16 protein-coding genes are annotated in these 17,233 nt (G+C 54.2%); all 16 read left to right on the top strand.

Annotated elements, in window-relative coordinates:
• Positions 1 to 11 precede the first annotated feature (11 nt).
• Positions 12 to 1,220, top strand: a complete 1,209-nt coding sequence (locus METMI_RS0109785) for a WecB/TagA/CpsF family glycosyltransferase (RefSeq protein ID WP_019866107.1) — start codon at positions 12 to 14, stop codon at positions 1,218 to 1,220.
• Positions 1,221 to 1,223: 3 nt separating this feature from the next.
• Positions 1,224 to 1,946 (top strand): sugar transferase, encoded by a 723-nt coding sequence (locus METMI_RS0109790; protein ID WP_019866108.1) that lies wholly within the window; start codon positions 1,224 to 1,226, stop codon positions 1,944 to 1,946.
• Positions 1,946 to 3,385 (top strand): nucleotidyltransferase family protein, encoded by a 1,440-nt coding sequence (locus tag METMI_RS0109795; protein WP_019866109.1) that lies wholly within the window; start codon positions 1,946 to 1,948, stop codon positions 3,383 to 3,385. Before METMI_RS0109790 ends, METMI_RS0109795 begins: the two co-directional genes overlap by 1 nt.
• A gap of 19 nt (positions 3,386 to 3,404) precedes the next feature.
• Entirely contained in the window at positions 3,405 to 3,893 is a 489-nt protein-coding gene (locus tag METMI_RS23600) for an ATP-binding protein (protein WP_019866110.1), read from the top strand.
• A 32-nt stretch (positions 3,894 to 3,925) separates the two neighbouring features.
• Positions 3,926 to 4,264 (top strand): STAS domain-containing protein, encoded by a 339-nt coding sequence (locus tag METMI_RS23605; RefSeq protein ID WP_019866111.1) that lies wholly within the window; start codon positions 3,926 to 3,928, stop codon positions 4,262 to 4,264.
• A gap of 40 nt (positions 4,265 to 4,304) precedes the next feature.
• A complete protein-coding gene (locus tag METMI_RS23610) occupies positions 4,305 to 7,598 on the top strand; it encodes a response regulator (RefSeq protein ID WP_019866112.1) in 3,294 nt (1,097 codons plus the stop codon).
• Positions 7,599 to 7,610: 12 nt separating this feature from the next.
• The gene (locus tag METMI_RS0109815; protein WP_029151592.1) at positions 7,611 to 8,822 is read left to right on the top strand and encodes a PP2C family protein-serine/threonine phosphatase; all 1,212 of its coding nucleotides are present in this window, start codon (positions 7,611 to 7,613) and stop codon (positions 8,820 to 8,822) included.
• A 552-nt stretch (positions 8,823 to 9,374) separates the two neighbouring features.
• Positions 9,375 to 11,186: a DNRLRE domain-containing protein gene (locus tag METMI_RS25420; protein ID WP_019866114.1), complete on the top strand. Its 1,812-nt coding sequence runs from the start codon at positions 9,375 to 9,377 to the stop codon at positions 11,184 to 11,186.
• Positions 11,187 to 11,382: 196 nt separating this feature from the next.
• Positions 11,383 to 11,889, top strand: coding sequence for a phage tail protein (locus tag METMI_RS0109825; protein WP_019866115.1), 507 nt, complete (start codon positions 11,383 to 11,385; stop codon positions 11,887 to 11,889).
• Positions 11,890 to 11,929: 40 nt separating this feature from the next.
• Entirely contained in the window at positions 11,930 to 12,451 is a 522-nt protein-coding gene (locus tag METMI_RS0109830; RefSeq protein WP_019866116.1) for a phage tail protein, read from the top strand.
• Positions 12,452 to 12,488: 37 nt separating this feature from the next.
• Complete coding sequence (locus tag METMI_RS0109835) at positions 12,489 to 13,010, top strand: phage tail protein (RefSeq protein WP_019866117.1); 522 nt, start codon at positions 12,489 to 12,491, stop codon at positions 13,008 to 13,010.
• An 82-nt stretch (positions 13,011 to 13,092) separates the two neighbouring features.
• Positions 13,093 to 13,407 carry a DUF6916 family protein gene (locus METMI_RS0109840; protein WP_019866118.1) on the top strand — a complete coding sequence of 105 codons (315 nt, stop codon included), beginning with the start codon at positions 13,093 to 13,095 and terminating at the stop codon, positions 13,405 to 13,407.
• A 68-nt stretch (positions 13,408 to 13,475) separates the two neighbouring features.
• The gene (locus METMI_RS0109845; RefSeq protein ID WP_019866119.1) at positions 13,476 to 13,955 is read left to right on the top strand and encodes a GNAT family N-acetyltransferase; all 480 of its coding nucleotides are present in this window, start codon (positions 13,476 to 13,478) and stop codon (positions 13,953 to 13,955) included.
• Between the two features lie 28 nt (positions 13,956 to 13,983).
• The gene (locus METMI_RS23620) at positions 13,984 to 14,781 is read left to right on the top strand and encodes an aspartyl/asparaginyl beta-hydroxylase domain-containing protein (RefSeq protein WP_019866120.1); all 798 of its coding nucleotides are present in this window, start codon (positions 13,984 to 13,986) and stop codon (positions 14,779 to 14,781) included.
• Positions 14,778 to 15,746 (top strand): hypothetical protein, encoded by a 969-nt coding sequence (locus METMI_RS0109855; RefSeq protein WP_019866121.1) that lies wholly within the window; start codon positions 14,778 to 14,780, stop codon positions 15,744 to 15,746. The genes METMI_RS23620 and METMI_RS0109855 overlap by 4 nt, the downstream gene beginning before the upstream one ends.
• Before the next feature lie 126 nt (positions 15,747 to 15,872).
• On the top strand, positions 15,873 to 17,084 hold the full coding sequence (locus METMI_RS23625) for a glycosyltransferase (protein WP_019866122.1): 1,212 nt from the start codon (positions 15,873 to 15,875) through the stop codon (positions 17,082 to 17,084).
• The last annotated feature ends 149 nt before the right edge of the window (positions 17,085 to 17,233 follow it).

Here is a 17,233-nt window from a genome sequence, read left to right on the forward strand (position 1 = left end):
TAGGATTCCCCATGATGCGTTTGTTCGATGTGTTGAGCAGTGGCCTGTTGTTAATAGTGCTGTCGCCGTTATTGCTGTACCGCGCCGTGCTGGCGTATAGGCAAACCCAAACGGTTTTTAACCGCGAGCCCCAACTCGGTTACCGGCAACACCCGTTTGACCGTTTAAGTTTCGCGGGTGAAGCAGGCGGAAAAGGCTTGGCGGTCTTGCTGAATGTCTTGCGCGGCGATCTGGCCTGGGCGGGAGTCCGGGCTTTGGCGGCCAGTGAAGCCGCAAAGCTTCCTGTTGATGCCAGCCAGTATTTTGCCTGCCGGCCTGGGGTGGTGTCCGCGTATAGCCTCAAGCAAAAAATTGGCTTGGCTTATGATGACGAATTCGCCACTAATCTGACGTTTTTTGTCAGCCTTTCTGCCAAAAATTATTTTGGCCTGTGCCTGCGTGCCGCCATTGGTTTGTTATTAGGCGGGAGCAAGCCTAGGCCCACCCCGCCCATGCTGCATTTTTGGGGCGTCAATATCGTCAACACCACCATGGCGGAAGCCTTGGATTGGATAGATATGCGCGTCCGCAACCGGCAAAAAACCTTGCTCGCCTTCGTCAACCCGGCTTGCCTGAACATCGCCTACACCCACGATGCTTACCGCCAAATCCTACAAGACGCTGACCGGGTCTTGCCGGACGGTATCGGCATTAAAATCGGCTGCCGTTTGCTTAACCAAAACCTGTTGGCCAACGTCAACGGTACGGATTTGTTTCCTCGCTTGTGCGGGCGTGCGGCGGAAGGGGGCTATAGCGTGTTTTTACTGGGCGGTTTGCCAGGCGTTGCCGGACAGGCTGCGGCAGCGATGCAACAACGCTTCCCCCATTTGCAAATTGCTGGGGTTCAAGACGGTTATTTTACCGATGGGCAAGAGCCGCAGGTTATTGATACCATCAACCGTTCTGGCGCGTCAGTGTTGTTGGTGGGTTTCGGCGTGCCCAAGCAGGAATTATGGCTGGCCCGCCATAGAAGCCAGTTAAGCCCGGCCGTCTGTATGGGGATTGGCGGTTTGTTTGATTATTATTCCGGCCGTATCCCCCGTGCCCCCGTGTGGTTACGGGAAATCGGTATGGAATGGTCGTGGCGCTTGATCCAGGAGCCTGGGCGTATGTGGCGGCGCTATTTGATAGGCAACCCTGTGTTTCTCTATCGCGTTTGGCGGCAACGCCAGCAAGGATAATCTATGAATGACGAGGAATTGCGCAACGAATTGCTGCGCCGCTACAGCCGCTTGCCTTACCTGAAAGGCCGGATTTCCCTGCGCATGCAGTTTAAACGTTGGTTATGGCGCGGTGTCATCGGCGGCACTTATTTTGTCAAACGCCTGATCGACATCATTGCGTCCCTCATTTTGATGTTCCTACTCACGCCGCTGTTTCTGGTGATTATGGCGTTGATCTACAAAAGCTCGCCCGGGCCGGTGTTTTATAAACAAACCCGTGTCGGCCGTTGGGGCAAGTTGTTCACGATGTGGAAATTCCGTTCCATGTATCTGGATGCCGGCGAACGCCTGAAAGAAATCATGGCGCAAAATGAAATGACGGGCGGGGTGATTTTCAAGATGAAAAACGACCCGCGCATTTTTCCGGTCGGCAAGTTCATCCGCAAAGCCTCGATTGATGAATTGCCGCAACTGTGGAATGTGCTGAAAGGCGACATGTCCTTGGTCGGCCCCCGCCCCGCCTTGCCGTCCGAAGTCAACCAATACTCCTTGGAAGACCGGCGACGGCTCGAAGTGATCCCGGGCATCACTTGCATTTGGCAGGTTTCGGGGCGTTCCAATATCCCGTTCCCGCAGCAAGTGCAGCTCGATGTGCAGTACATCCAATCGCAGTCGGTCTGGATGGACATTAAATTGTTGCTGCAAACCATTCCCGCCGTATTGTTGAGCAGGGGGGCGTACTGATGGACGCCATCATTTTAGCCGACCGGAAAGGCCAGGAATTGCTGCCGCTGACCGGCAGCACCTGCGTCCCCCTCTTGCCGTTGGCAGGCAAATCCGTCCTGGAACATACGCTGGAAGCCTTGGTGCAAGCGGGTTTACGGCAAGCGCATATCGTTGTGTCACCGCACGCCGAAGCCGTCAAAGAAGCCTTTGGCTCAGGCGAACGCTGGGGCATGCGCCTGACCTACAGTACCAGCCGCGGCGAAGAATCGCCGTCGCAAGTGTTGGCGGGTTTGCAAAATCCGCCTTCCGTGCCGTTTTTAATATTGCGTGGCGATGTCGTGCGTAGCGGATTGATAAACTCGTTTTTGGCACAAGCGGAAACGCTTGACGTGCCGGGCGTGCAGGCCCGGTTCAGTGGTGAAAATGCTTTTGTGATGCTGTGCCGCGACCTCCGTCATGCGGCCTTCGATAACCTGGGTTGGGTGGAAACACGCCAGCCTTCAGCCCAAATTGATTTGGAAGGTGCCGTCGCCAAACTCGACTCCCTGAAAAATTTCCACCAAGCTAATTTAGATGCCGCCGCAGGGAGGATTTCCCTGCTGTTGCCGGGGCTGCAAACTGCTTTAGGCATGACCCAAGGCCGCAACTCCGAGGCGTATCCGCAAAATGTCAAACAAGGCGTTGCCTTGATTGGCGCCTACTGTAGCCTGCACCCTTCCGTGGAATTTAACGGGGAGGTGGTGATAGGCGATAACGTGATCATCGACCGCCGGGCCAGTATTGAAAACACCGTGATCCTGCCGCACAGCTATATCGGTGAACTGGTCGAATTGCGCAATGCGATTGTGCGCGGCAATGAGCTGATCCGCGTGGATAACGGGGCGGTTTTAAAAATCACCGATACTTTTTTGCTTGCCGATTTGACGGTTAGCCCCATCAACAAAGGCCTGGGTGAGGTTTATAACCGCCTGGCCGGATTAGTGCTGCTGCTGCTTAGCCTGCCGTTGTGGGGGTTGGCAGGCTTGCTGGTGCTGCTGCAAAGGCCCGTGGCGCCCTTTTCCAAACAGCTATTGCGCGGCAACAAAATTAAACTGGACGATTTTGGCCTGCCGCAACGGGCGGAATTTACCGCTTGGGCCTGCAATGTCAGCGTCCCTGTATTGCGTTATTTGCCGCGCGTGCTCGCGGTTGTCGGCGGTGATTTGCGTTTGGTCGGGGCGTTACCGGTGACTGTCGAAGCCGCTTTGCAACGCACTGAAGAGTGGGAGAAATTCGCCGATCAAGCCCCGGCCGGTTTGCTGGGGCCGACGCAATTGGCCATCCCGGCCGATGCGCCTGATGAAGAAAAACTAATGAGCGATTCATTTTATTGGGCGAATTTCAGCATCCGGCATGATTTCCGCTATCTGATACAAGCTTGGCAGGCGCTGTTCTCCCGCAAAGCTTGGTTTTCCTGAACGGGAAGGGGCGTTCAGGATGCTTGCGGCAGCTAACGTGGCGGATTCCGTCACACTAAAAATAGCCAGCACTGCCCAACAGGTTTCACTGTTAAGCGAAGCCCTCCATGCGCTTTGCCTGTACGCGACCGGCAATGAAAAATGTGCGCTTGATGTGCAGTGCGCAACGGTTGAGGCCTTGAATAATGTGGTTATCCATGCTTACCATAACCAACCCGGGCATGAGATCACCGTGTGCTGGTATCGGCAAGATAGGCAATTACGGATTGAGATCATCGACAACGGTGATTCAATGGCGGCCCTGCCCGAACCAGTTTTGCCCGATTTCGAGGCGGAAGGCGGGCGGGGCTGGTGGATCATCAATGCCAGCGTCGACAGCTATTTTTACAAAATTATTGAGGGCGTCGAACGGGAGCGCGTATTGTTTCCTGGAGAAAATCATGAAAGCGTCGCCACGGCTAAACCCAATGCGCACCGTAATATCCTGACCTTGCTTAAACAGTTTTAAAGCAACCAACTATTTTATAGGAGCCCTTTACTATGGTTATGAACGAACAAAAACATGGCGACATTGACATCGTGGCGTTATCAGGCCGTTTTGTCATGGCCGACGCACCGGAAGTGCGCGAGCGCTTGAAAGCCTTAATTGATGATGGTCAAGGCAAGCTGGTCATTGACATGGATCAGGTGTCTTTTATTGATTCCAGTGCCTGCGCGGTGCTTATTTCGGCGTTTAAGGCCATGCAATTAAAGCCGGGGCGTTTGGTTTTAGTCACCAGCCCCGTGGTGCAGGCGTTGATCGAGTTGACCCGTTTGCATACCATTTTTGAAATATTGCCGGCCCGGCCAGCGGCTTTAGAGGCATTCGGGGCCCCGTGAGGCATTGGCCCATGCCGGCCATCCGTAACCAGGAAAACGCATGAGCCGTTCAAAACCTGTTTGTGTGCTGTTAGTGGAAGACACCCCGGAAGATGCCCAGCGCATGCACATTTGTTTGCGGCAATTTAAGGAAATACCGTTTGAGGTCATCAGGGCGGGGGGGCCGGAAGAAGCCCCCCAAAGAACCGTGGATTCGCGGGCTAGGGATATGCGCTTCGAAGTCACTTGGGTGGTGTCCTTAGCCCAGGCCTTGGAAAAAATAGCCGAATTCCATTTCGATATTGTCCTTTTGGATTTGTCGTTGCCGGATGCGCAAGGCTTGCCGGCCATACGCTCAATTAAACAAGCCATTGGTTCGGTGCCCATTGTCGTGCTGGCCGATGATGAGGATCTCCATTTTACCCAAACCGCCGTAAAAGCGGGCGCTAAGGGGCACATTGCCAAGGATGAGGCCGGCTATGAAAGTTTGGTGCGGACCATGCGCTATGTTTTGCACCGGGCCGACGTGGAAACCCGCAACCAGTTATTGGTCGCCGCTTTAGAGGCCACCTCCAACGCCATTATCATCACCGACCGTGAAGACCGCATTGAGTGGATAAACCCGGCGTTCACCACACTGACGGGGTACAGTTTCCAAGAAGCCTTGGGGCGCAAGCCCACCGACCTTTTAAAGTCAGGCGTCCATGACCAGGCATTTTATGGGCTAATGTCGCAAACGCTCATGAATGGCGAGCATTGGCAAGGTGAAATAGTCAACAAACACAAGGACGGCAGTTTTTACAACGCGGATGTCGGTATTTCCCCTGTCCGCAATAAAGATGGCTCGTTTTCCGGTTACGTCCAAATCCAGCGCGATATTACCGATAGCGTGGTGTTATTGAACGTGTCCGAAGTGCTGCAACAATCCGTCCCGCTGGACGCCCGCCTCAAACAAGTGCTGGACATCCTGTTTAGCCTAAAATCGTCCGGTTTAAAACAGAAAGGCGGGGTGTTTTTACGCAATAATGATGACGGCGGCTTGAGCTTGTTCGTGCTAAGCGGGGCTTTAAGTGAGGAATACATCGGCCAGGAAAGCAATATCCATAACCCGGCTTCCTTGGCAGGAAGGGTGTTGGCCTCAGGTGAAATAGAGGTCGCTGATGATTGCTATTGCCCCGCAAGCCATGACCATGACTTGCTCGATATGCAGGCGCACGGCCATTATCTTGTGCCGTTGGCGTCAGGCGGCAGTGTGCTGGGTGTGTTGTTCTTGTGTACCGACCCTTATCCGTTGCAAACCGAGGGCCGCCTTGCCATGCTGAAGTCGGTAGGCGAAATGGTCGCTTTGGCGGTGCGCCAAGAAGAAGCCAAAACCGCGTTGGAAACCGCCCGTGATTTGGCGATGCAGGCTTCATTGGTGAAAAGCGAGTTTTTGGCCAATATGAGCCACGAGATACGCACACCGATGAATGGTGTGCTGGGCATGTTGGACTTGCTGCGCGACACCAAATTGACGTCCACGCAACTGGACTGGGTTGAGACCGCGCATAGTTCGGCGGAAGCCCTGCTGGACATCATCAATGATATTCTCGATTTTTCCAAGCTGGAAGCCGGAAAATTCGCCGTTGAGCAAGTCGATTTTAACTTGGTGGATTTGGTTGACGATATTTGCGCCTTGCTGGCGGTCCGCGCTTATGCGAAAGGCCTGGAGTTAAACTGTTCCTTGCCCGTGCCTATGCCCCTACGCTGGCGGGGCGACCCTATGCGTATCCGCCAAGTGCTGACCAATTTGATCGGCAATGCCGTAAAATTTACCGAACGTGGCGAAATTTTTGTCAACGTCACCCGCTCGCCCCTCACCGCAAACCAGGACGAACTGCGTTTTGAAGTCCACGATACCGGCATCGGCATTTCCCAAGACACCCAGCGGCAGTTATTCAAACCTTTCTCGCAAGCTGAAAGCGCCACCTCACGCCGCTTTGGCGGGTCTGGCCTAGGGCTTTCCATCAGCAAGAGATTGGTCGAGCTGATGGGGGGGCGTATTGGTATGGAAAGCGCCTTAGGGGCGGGCACTTGCTTTTGGTTTGTCCTGCCGCTGGAATACACCGAATCCCTCGAGCCCATAGAGCTTAGCTGCGACCTTGCCGACAAACGCACCTTGGTGGTTGATGATAATGCGACTAACCGTAATATCCTGACCAACTATCTGAGCAGTTGGGGGCTGGCGGTCACTGAAGTGGATAATGGCAGTGCCGCCCTGATGCAGTTGCAGACGTCGGCGCTGCATGGCGTGATCTATGATTTAATTTTGCTGGATGTGCAAATGCCCATCATGGATGGTTTGACACTGGCAAAATGTTTGGCGCAAATCCCCACCTTGGCCAAAATCCCGATTGTATTAATTTCCTCGGGTGACCTGTTTGACCTTGATGATTATCAAAACACCGCGATTGTGCAACGCCTGTTAAAGCCCGTCCGGCAATCGCAGCTATTTGATGTGGTTGTCCATGCCTTAAAGTGTGTGGAGGCACTGGCGAAACCCGTCGGGCCACCAATCCAGTTGCCCAGTTATCATGGCAAAAAAGTATTGGTGGTTGAAGATAACAAGATCAACCAAAAGGTCATTATTGCCAAGCTTAACACCTTCGGCATTGTCCCCGACGTTGCCGAGAATGGCCAAATCGCCCTGAATAAGGCCGGGCAAAACAGTTACGATTTAATCTTAATGGATTGCCAAATGCCGGTTATGGATGGCTATGCCGCGACCCGTGAACTGCGCTTGCTGGAAAGGCGCGAGGCAATGCCCCGCCAAACCGTGATTGCGCTTACGGCAAACGCCTTGGAAGGTGAGCGGGAAAAATGTTTGGTTGCCGGCATGGATGATTATTTGGCCAAACCGATTGTTTCCGGACAGTTAATGGATGTGCTGGCGAGATGGTTAGGCGCACAAGCCAGCGGCGATGCCGCCCCTTACGATGAAAAGGCCGTGGGTGATAAGGGCGTGCCAGTTTGGAATAAAAGCCAGGCCCTTAAGCAATTGGATGGCGATGAAGGCTTGTTGTACGACATGATAGGCCTGTTTCTAACCGAAGCCCCCAAGCAACTGCGTGAGTTAAGCAGGGCGCAGGCTGAAGGTGACCATCTGGCGGTGGCAAATGCCGCACACGCGATAAAAGGCACTTTAATGCATTTTTGCGCCGATGCCGCCAAAGAGTGTGCGGGTTTCCTAGAAAAAACGGCGCGTGGCGACCAAACCGCCAATACCCAAAAACTGACGGATGCGCTGGCCAAAGCCGTGGCCGATTTAACCGGCCAGCTGCGGCAAGTCAAAAATGCCCGGCCTCCTTGCCAGTAAACGGTTTGCCGGATGATGCGTATCCTGATCGTTGAAGATAATTTGCTCACCCGCCTGATGATGGAGCGCAGCCTAAAGAAATGGGGCTACGAAGTGGTGGCGGTCGACAATATTGACGCGGCGATCAGGATTATTTTGGAAGACAAAATCCAATTTGTCATCACGGACTGGATTATGCCCGGCGGCAACGGCATAGAGCTTTGCCAGCAGGTACGCGCTTTAAATTTGCCCTGCTACACCTATATCATCTTGGTGACGTATCTTGATGATGCCCAATCCATAGTCCAAGGCATGGATGCGGGCGCCGATGATTTCATACGTAAGCCTATCCAGCTTGATGAATTGCTCGCCCGCATACGCGCCGGGCAACGGGTCTTGGATTTGGAGAGAAAGCTGCAAGAGAACAACCTGCGCTTGACCGAAACCAGCGACAAACTGCTAGCCGCCCATGAGCTCATCAACCGTGACCTGAAAATGGCCGCCACCATGCAGCGCAGCCTGTTGCCCAGCGCGGCGGCGCAAGGCCAGGGCGCAACAATTGATTGGCTGTTCCATCCTTCGACGTATTTGTCCGGTGACATTTTCAATTTTTTCCCGCTGGATGAGCATCATGTCGCCTTTTATATTTTAGACGTGGCCGGACATGGCATAGCCGCCGCCATGCAGTCGTTCACCCTAAGCCGGATACTGTCGCCAGACACCAATACCGGGCATTTGACATACAGCGTGCCGGAAGACCCCGGCACTTTGCTGGTCAGGCCCGCACATTCCGTGGTCGCTAACCTGAACCAGCAATTTCAGACCAATACCGCCAACATACTTTATTTTACGATGGTTTACGGCGTGATTGACACGCTCGCCCAGACCATCGAATTATGCCAGGCCGGGCATCCCCATCCTTTGTATCTGCAAGCGCACAAACCCGCAGAATTTATAATCAATGGCGGCCTTCCGGTAGGCATTATCGGGCAAGCCAGTTATGGCTCCTTGCTGCTCAATTACCATTCCGGTGACCGCCTGTTTTTATATTCCGATGGCATTACCGAATGCGAATCACCCACGGGGGAAATGTTCGGAATTGAACGCTTGCGCCTGTTTGTTGAGCAAACCCGTGAACTGGCAATGCGTGACGTCATCCGTGAGCTGGATGGGCAAATCCGTTCATGGCGGGGAGGCGATGGTTTTGAAGATGACATCTCCATGCTGATTTTGGAAATCAATTAGCCAACAGGGGGCGTTGTCTCCATTCCTAACCACAAAAACCACGAAAAGCGGGGGCATGGACGGTGTGGCGTAGCGGTAGGCCGAACGCCGGCCCGCAAATTAATCGGAACATGCCGGGACGGGTTGCAACCCTTTCCTGCAAGGCATAGCGGAAGCCTTAAAATAACAGGCGCATCAATCCCCGATTGTTAAGCCACTGTTTCTAAGCCCAGCATTTATCCCCCTCCCCGTCAATAAGGGAAAAACGCCGCATTTCACAAGACGCAAAAAATAAGTCCATTTTTTTTCAAAAGTGTGAAAAGTTACCTCGTATTTTAGTCTGGAATTGCTAGACTTCTTCTTACGTCTTTAATCATTGGCATAAGCCATTGCTACCCGCTTTATTCAAACCGGATATGCCCTTACTTAGATCCCATGACAATGCGGCAAGATCCGGTTTACCCTTAAGCAGCCCAAAGGGCCACCGCCCCCAGTTAATGAATATCCCTGTAGTAACCACTGACAATTTGTCCATCCCATCCGTCCGCTATTGATATTGATAAGGAGCCATCCATGAACTTCCGTTTAAAACCTTTTTACCTATCCGGCCTATGCGCCTTGCTGTCGCCCCCCTTGTTGGCGGTGGAAGTGCCTATCCGTGCCGACTCGTACATTTCAACGGAAGCAGGGTCCATCAATTCGAATTTTGGGCATGCCGCCACACTTGCCGCCAATAGCTCCACCAAAAAAGCTTTGCTGAAATTCAAATCTTTGGCGAGTTACCTTCCCGCCAGCGTGACGTCTTCCGCCGATATAGAGAAAGCCACCCTGCACATTTGGATCAGGAGCAACAGCGACAATGGTTTGCTGACCATTAGCCGTAACTCCAGTGCCTGGCAAGAATTGGCGGTTACTGGAGCGACCGCCCCGTCTGTCGGCCCGACCCCCATACCTTTCACGCCCGCTACCAATGCCCCCGGCAATTTTTGGTATGAGGTGGATGTCACCGACATCATCAAAACGTGGGTGGACAACGTAAGCGATCCCCGCTCAATCATGCTCGAAACCACGGCGGGTGAAGTGGTCATTGACAGCAAGGAGAACACCGACACTAGCCATGCCGCCCATCTGGATATAACCTTAGTGGGTGGAACCGGCCCGCAAGGCCCGCAAGGTGCTGCTGGTGTACAAGGCTTCCAAGGGCCGCAAGGCGCGCAAGGCTTCCAGGGCCCGCAGGGTTTCCAAGGTGCGGATGGCGCGCAAGGCTTCCAGGGGCCGCAAGGTCTGCAAGGCGCTGACGGCGCGCAAGGCTTCCAGGGGCCGCAAGGTCTGCAAGGTGCGGACGGCGCGCAAGGCTTCCAGGGGCCGCAAGGTTTCCAAGGTGCTGACGGCGCGCAAGGCTTCCAGGGGCCGCAAGGTCTGCAAGGCGCTGACGGCGCGCAAGGCTTCCAGGGGCCGCAAGGTCTGCAAGGTGCGGACGGCGCGCAAGGCTTCCAGGGGCCGCAAGGTTTCCAAGGTGCTGACGGCGCGCAAGGCTTCCAGGGGCCGCAAGGTCTGCAAGGCGCTGACGGCGCGCAAGGCTTCCAGGGGCCGCAAGGTCTGCAAGGCGCGGACGGCGCGCAAGGCTTCCAGGGCCCGCAAGGTTTCCAAGGCCCGCAGGGCGCTGATGGAACGAATGGAACTAACGGGTCTGATGGCTCACAAGGCCCGCAAGGCGCTGCCGGCCCGAATACCTTATCAGGGACGACGGCTACCGGCTTTAACGCCTTGTTAAAAGGGAATGGCGCAAATGTCGCGGCAGCAACCGCAGGTACCGACTACCTAACGCCAACAGGCAACGGCGGCAGCTTGACTGGCCTGAACGCCAGCAACATCAGCTCCGGCACTTTGGATGCGGCACGGCTGTCCGCTTCCGGTGTGACGGCTGGCGCCTACACGAACGCCAACATTACGGTCGATGCGAAAGGCCGGGTGACTCTCGCAGCAAATGGGACTGCATCTAGCACCCCTACACTGAGTTTTTTTGCAAATATTGGCACGCAAACCAACTATGCCACCACAATGAATGGAGGGGTCATCAGTGCATCCAACGCCTTCCTAAGCTCTGGTTCACCAGATAATTTTGAAGTGCTCATGCCTGTGGGTTGCACAACGTCCAATTTAAAAGGATTCACCAAGGGCGCATTAACAAATACGGTCTTCACATTGTTTGTGAATGGCTCTGCGTCCTCAACTCAATGTACTTTCACCAACGCGGCTGCCGATCAAAGCTGCACGGCTACCTCCGGTACGACCCTTAATTCGAGTGACAGAATATTCTGGCGCGCCAGCGGAACCGCACCGGCAGCATCTGTCCGTGTGCTGATCTCATTCCAATGTTCCTAAAGCCTTTGGCCTTAAGGGGCAGGGCATAAGCAATCATGCCCTACAATCCCGATGGACGGGCTTGGCCGTATTCGTCAAGGGAAGAGCCTGCCAGATTGCTTACAAAACCACTTCAAGAACTTGCCGCAAGCCGCCGGGCGGCAAGTTCACCTAAAACCCTTTTCCGGTGGCGCAACCCACTTATGAGGAAGCCATTATGCTAAATCCTTTTATCGGCCAAATCAGTCTTTTCTCCGGTAATTTCGCACCGAAGGGCTGGATGCTTTGTGCCGGGCAATTGCTGGGCATCGCCCAAAACCAAGCCCTTTTTTCCATTCTTGGCACCACCTATGGCGGGAATGGCATCCAAACTTTTGCTTTGCCCGATTTGCGCGGGCGTGCCGTGTTGGGTAACGGGTCGGGATATGTGGAAGGCGAAGCAAGCGGAAGCGAGCATGTCACGATATTAATTTCTAGTTTACCCCCCCATACCCATGCATTGTCCGGCACAGACGCCGCCGCGTCGTCAACTTCCGCCGACGCCAGTGCGTTTGGTGCGAACTCAGGCGCCAATCTTTATGCCACGGGAGGCATCCCCAATACGACTATGGCGCCTGGCTCGGTTGGCACGGCGGGGGGAAGCCAACCGGTCAGCATCCGCAACCCCTACTTGGCGCTGAGCTACATTATTGCCGTCAGAGGCATATTCCCTTCGCGTAACTGAAACGTTGCCACCACCCACACCATCACATACGAGGATTCTTATGAGCCAACCTTTTATCGGCCAAATCAGTATCTTTGCAGGAAATTTCGCCCCTAGGGGCTGGGCTTTCTGCCAAGGGCAACTATTGCCCATTTCACAATACACCGCCCTCTTTTCTATACTGGGCACGATGTACGGCGGCAATGGCACAACGAATTTCGGATTGCCCAACTTACAAGGCAGTGTCGCCATCGGCATGGGGCAAGGCCCTGGGTTATCGGATTATGTTGAAGGCCAAGTTGGCGGGTCATCTAATGTCACCCTGCTAACCAGCAATATACCCTCACATAACCATCCGTTGCAGGCCGGTGCCAATCCCGCCGACTCGGATACTCCTGAAGGCACTTTGTTAGGCAGCGAAGCGAATGTGGGAATGTATGCGCCAGGAGTTGTCCCTAACCAAGCCATGGGCAACAATGCGATCGGGATAACAGGGTCAGGTTTCCCGCTTGGTATTATGAACCCTTTCCTGAGCATCAATTATATTATTGCTTTGCAAGGTGTTTTCCCTGCACGCAACTAACCCTGCCAATACCAACCCAACCTACGAGGAACTTATCATGGCTGAACCTTACGTCGGCGAAATCATCATTTTTGGTGGCACTTATGCCCCTAGAGGCTGGGCGTTCTGCGACGGACGCCTGTTGTCCATTTCAGAATATGACGTGCTTTTTGCCATTATCGGCACAACCTATGGTGGTGACGGCCAAAACACTTTCGCCTTGCCCGATTTGCGTGGACGGGTCCCTATTGGCGCAGGCCAAGGGCCAGGGCTGTCTAACCAAGTTATAGGCGAAAGAGCCGGTGTTGAGAGTGTGACGCTCACCACAAGCCAAATGCCAATACACAACCATACGTTGCTAGCCACAACCGTGCCGGCAACTTCGGAATCCCCCAACAATGCTATCTTTGCCCAGAGCTCAGATGTCATTTATACGACAGACCAGACAATAGGCCCCTCTGTGGCTAATGGCTCTATCGGGACATCAAACGGCGGCAACATACCCGTGGACATCATGAACCCTTATTTGGCGGTAAACTACATTATTTCCCTATACGGAGTATTCCCCAGCCGGAATTGATCCTGGCCATTTGCCCAATCTGAGGATATTCTCCGTAGATTGGGCAATAACTTACAAAAACTTGACTATTTGGCTTTTTATTATGCTTGACACTGTTTGCGCCCAAAACTTCAATCCTCATATCGGTAAGGCTTGCCGGCTCTCCCATCCTGATGGCTTAAGTTTCGACCTGGTAATCGACTCGGTCACCGAAACCCCCAAATTACAACGTCCACAAGATATCCGTACCCCATTTTCCGTGCTACTCACAGGGGATTTGACAGCAAGCTTCCATTTAGGGACTTTTACTATCGAAGTCGATGGGGCAACCTTTTTGAGCGATGTTTATATTGAACGGGTTGCACCGCCTTGGGGGCTCGAGCCGGACAAAGCGTTTTACCAGATCATTTTCAATTGAAATTGCCCGACAAACAGGGATAGCTAGGGACTCGCAGCCTACCCTTTGCTACGGCCTTCATCACGCGTATGGACTTCCTACTTTCAGACATAAGCCTTCATCCAGAGACGGCGGCGGACGACGCTTTCCTGCGCAACCTCCACGCTTCGGGCCGGATAGCCGGACTCGCCGTAGCCCCTTGGACAAACGGACAAAAAGCGGCTTTCATCAACCAACAATTTGATTTACAACGCCACCACTACCGCACCTATTACCCTACTGCCGACTTTCTTATCGTCAAGCTGGCAAACCAGCCGGTCGGACGCTTCTATCTGCACCGGGGCGAAATGGCTTGGCTATTGATTGACATCGCTTTATTGCCTGAATGTCAAGGGCACGGGATAGGTGGTTTGCTGCTAAAAAACATGCTGGCTGACGCGGCCACGCTAAATAAGCCGGTACGTTTACATGTGGGGCAATCCAACCGTGCGCAAGAGCTTTATCTTAGGCTGGGTTTTACTGTCATTGAAGATAAGGGGATACGCTGCCTAATGGAATGGCGGCCTTGAGCGGCAAAACTTTACAGCAGGCTACCGAATGAACATGACCCCAATAGCGACCCCCCTGCGTTTACCGCTCGGTTTCGATGCGCAAAAACTGCAAGCAGATTTGGCAACCGTTGCTAAGGCAGACTGGCAAGCGCACTTTAATAACGCGATTTATCAAGGCGATTGGAGCGGGGTGGCATTACGCGCCGTACCGGGCAGCCACAACGCAATTTATTCCGACCCGACCGCCGATAACTGGCAAGACACGTTATTGCTGGGTCGCTGTGCCCATTTCCAAGCAGCCTTAAACCAATTTGCTTGCCCCTTATTGTCGGTGCGCCTGTTGCGGCTAGCCCCTGGTGCGATTATCAAGGAACACCGCGACTATGGTTTAGGGCTGGATGTTGGTGAAGTGCGCCTGCATCTGGTGGTGTCCACCAATCCTGGGGTGGAATGCCGTATTGATGGGGTGCCTTACCACTGGGCGGCGGGGGAATGTTGGTATGCCGATTTTGGCTTGCCGCATTTCTTCGCCAATCGCGGCGACACCGAGCGCGTCCATTTGGTGTTGGATTGCCGGGTCAATGATTGGTTATTGGAGATTTTGAAGGCTGGGGAGACGGTTCCGGCAAACATGGCCGCACCCGCCAACATAGAATGGTTGTTTCACCAGGTACAAAACGACCCGGATTTCCATGGACATCTGTTTGCCCTCACTGATCCAGATGAATTTGTCGCCACCTTAACAGCGTTCGCCCATAGTTTCGGGCGCACGCTCAACACCCATGAATTGCGGGATATGATGCGGCAAAACCAACGCGGCTGGATTGAAAGGGATTTGCCATGATAACGGATGACCCATTGGACGCTTGGGTTCCCTTATATTTGCAGCGGGGCTATGTCCATTGGGGCTATATGGGTCAGGAACGCTTCACCGACCCCTTCTGCCAAGACACTTTGCAAACCTTGGCACGGCGGCCTTTCAACCAATTGTTCCGGCAACGCACGGGCTTGGATGTGCTGGCGCAACGTGCCGGTTCCCATCCAGGTTTGCCGTTACGCGGCATCGTTTTCCATCTCAGCCGTTGTGGCTCGACCTTGACCGCCCAAGCCTTAACCGCCTTGCCTGACAGCGTGGTGCTGTCCGAACCTCCGGCGCTGGACACTTTGCTGCAATGGCTGGTCGCGTCACCTGGCTATGGCCTTGATGCAGGCGGCGCGGTGCTACGTGGCCTTGTCGCCGCACTAGGCCAGCCGCGCCGCGCACATGACCAGCGGCTGTTCATAAAAACCGACTGTTGGCATATTTGCCATATTGACCGTATCCTGGGCGCCTTTCCTGGGGTGCCGTGGCTGTTTCTGTACCGCAATCCATTGGAAGTGCTGGTGTCGCAATCACGCATCCCCGCCTTGTACATGATCCCCGGTTTTTTAGCCAAGCACGGCTGGTGCCCGCCTGAGGCATTGCTGACCCGGCCATTGGAACATGGCGCGTGGGTGCTGGCGCATATCCTGGAAACCGCCGCCCGCGCCATCCGGCAATACCCTGGCGGGATGCTGGTCAATTACACGGAATTGCCCGATGCCATCGGCAGCCGTATCAACGCCCATTTCAAGCTCAACTTGACTGCCGCCGATAGCGGCGCCATAGGCCTTGCTACAGCCCGTGATGCCAAAAATCCCCAACGCGTTTTCCAGTCAGATACCGCTGAAAAGCAGGCCAGTGCCGATGCCGCCTTGCAAGCCATGGCGGCACGTTGGCTAGATGCGCCTTACGCCGAACTGGAACGGCTGCGCGGCCCGTTTTGTTAGGGGCCAAATACTTGGTAGACTGGGCAAAAATAGCTGGCGGCAGTCGTCCGCCCTGCTGATGAATTGCCAAGGGACATGGACGGCTCTTGGGCATCTCCGTAATCCCCACTACGAAACACTGGACACATGAGCAACAAACTCCCTACCGTCTGCATCTTTGGGGCAACTGGCCTGGAATTGCGTTCCGCCCCTGTGGAAACCGCCAACGAAACCACGGCCTTAAGTTGCCATTGTTTCAGCGATGACAGCCAACTGGAAAAAGTCCTCATCGAACATGCGCCGCACGTCATTGTCAGTTTTGGCGATCTACACGCTTTCCCCAAACTGATGGCCGCGCCGTTTGAAATCCGCCGCCGCTGGCTGCATTACCCCGATACCCATGATCTGGCGAAAGTGGGTAGCCAGGCTTTTTATTGCTACCTGTCCATGTGCTTGGACAAACGCGACGAACAGCCTTTGGTCTCGGTGTTCACGCCCACTTACAAAACGGGGCCACGTTTCGAACGGGCGTTCCGTTCCTTGCTGGGGCAAACTTACCCCAATTGGGAATGGATCGTCGTTGATGACAGCGACGATGACGGCGAGACTTACCGTATGGTCCAAACCTACGCCGCCCAAGACCACCGCATCCGCCCGTTCAAACCTGACCAACATTCCGGCATTATCGGCGAGGTCAAATACATGGCCTGCGCCCTGTCCCGAGGTGATTTGCTGGTCGAGCTAGACCATGATGACGAGCTGACGCCAAGCATTTTGCAAGCCCTAGTCACGGCTTACCGCAACCATCCTGACGCGGGCTTTTTTTACTCGGATTTCAGTGAAGTTGATAGCCAATTAAAGCCATTGGTTTACGGCGAAGGTTGGGGGTTTGGTTATGGCAGCTACCGGGACGAATGGTACCGCGGGCATTGCTTGAAAGTTGTCAACGCCCCGAACATCAACCCGAAAACCATCCGCCACCTGGTCGCCGCGCCCAACCATGTCCGCGCCTGGACCCGTGATTGTTATACGGCAATCGGTGGCCATAACCGTTTCCTGCATGTCGCCGACGATTTTGAGTTGCTGGTCCGCACCTTCCTGCATACGGCCATGGTGAGGGTTCCGGTGCTGGGGTATTTGCAATATATCGAAGGCGGGGCCAACACGCAGCGGGTCAGGAACCAGGACATCCAGCGCCATGTCCGCTACGTGCGCTGGAAATATGACCGGCGCATCCATGAACGCTTCTTGGCCTTAGGGCTTAACGACTGGGTTTGGGTTGAGGAAGGGGGCTATTCCGATCTGGACCGGCCTAATCCGCAGGAAGAGCCAGTGGCTTCCGTCATTGCCAAGATTTAAAAAGGCTATGGTTTTAATGTATACCCGCCGCCAACGTTTTCCGGTATTTTAAAAATCAAACGGGAGCACAAACCTAGTGCTCAGCCAATGCTGAGTTGCCAGACTTATTTTCGTAGGAGCGGGCGGTTGCTAGCCTGATTGCTGCGGAT

The sequence above is a fragment of the Methylovulum miyakonense HT12 genome, assembly GCF_000384075.1.
Classification (GTDB): Bacteria; Pseudomonadota; Gammaproteobacteria; order Methylococcales; family Methylomonadaceae; genus Methylovulum; species Methylovulum miyakonense.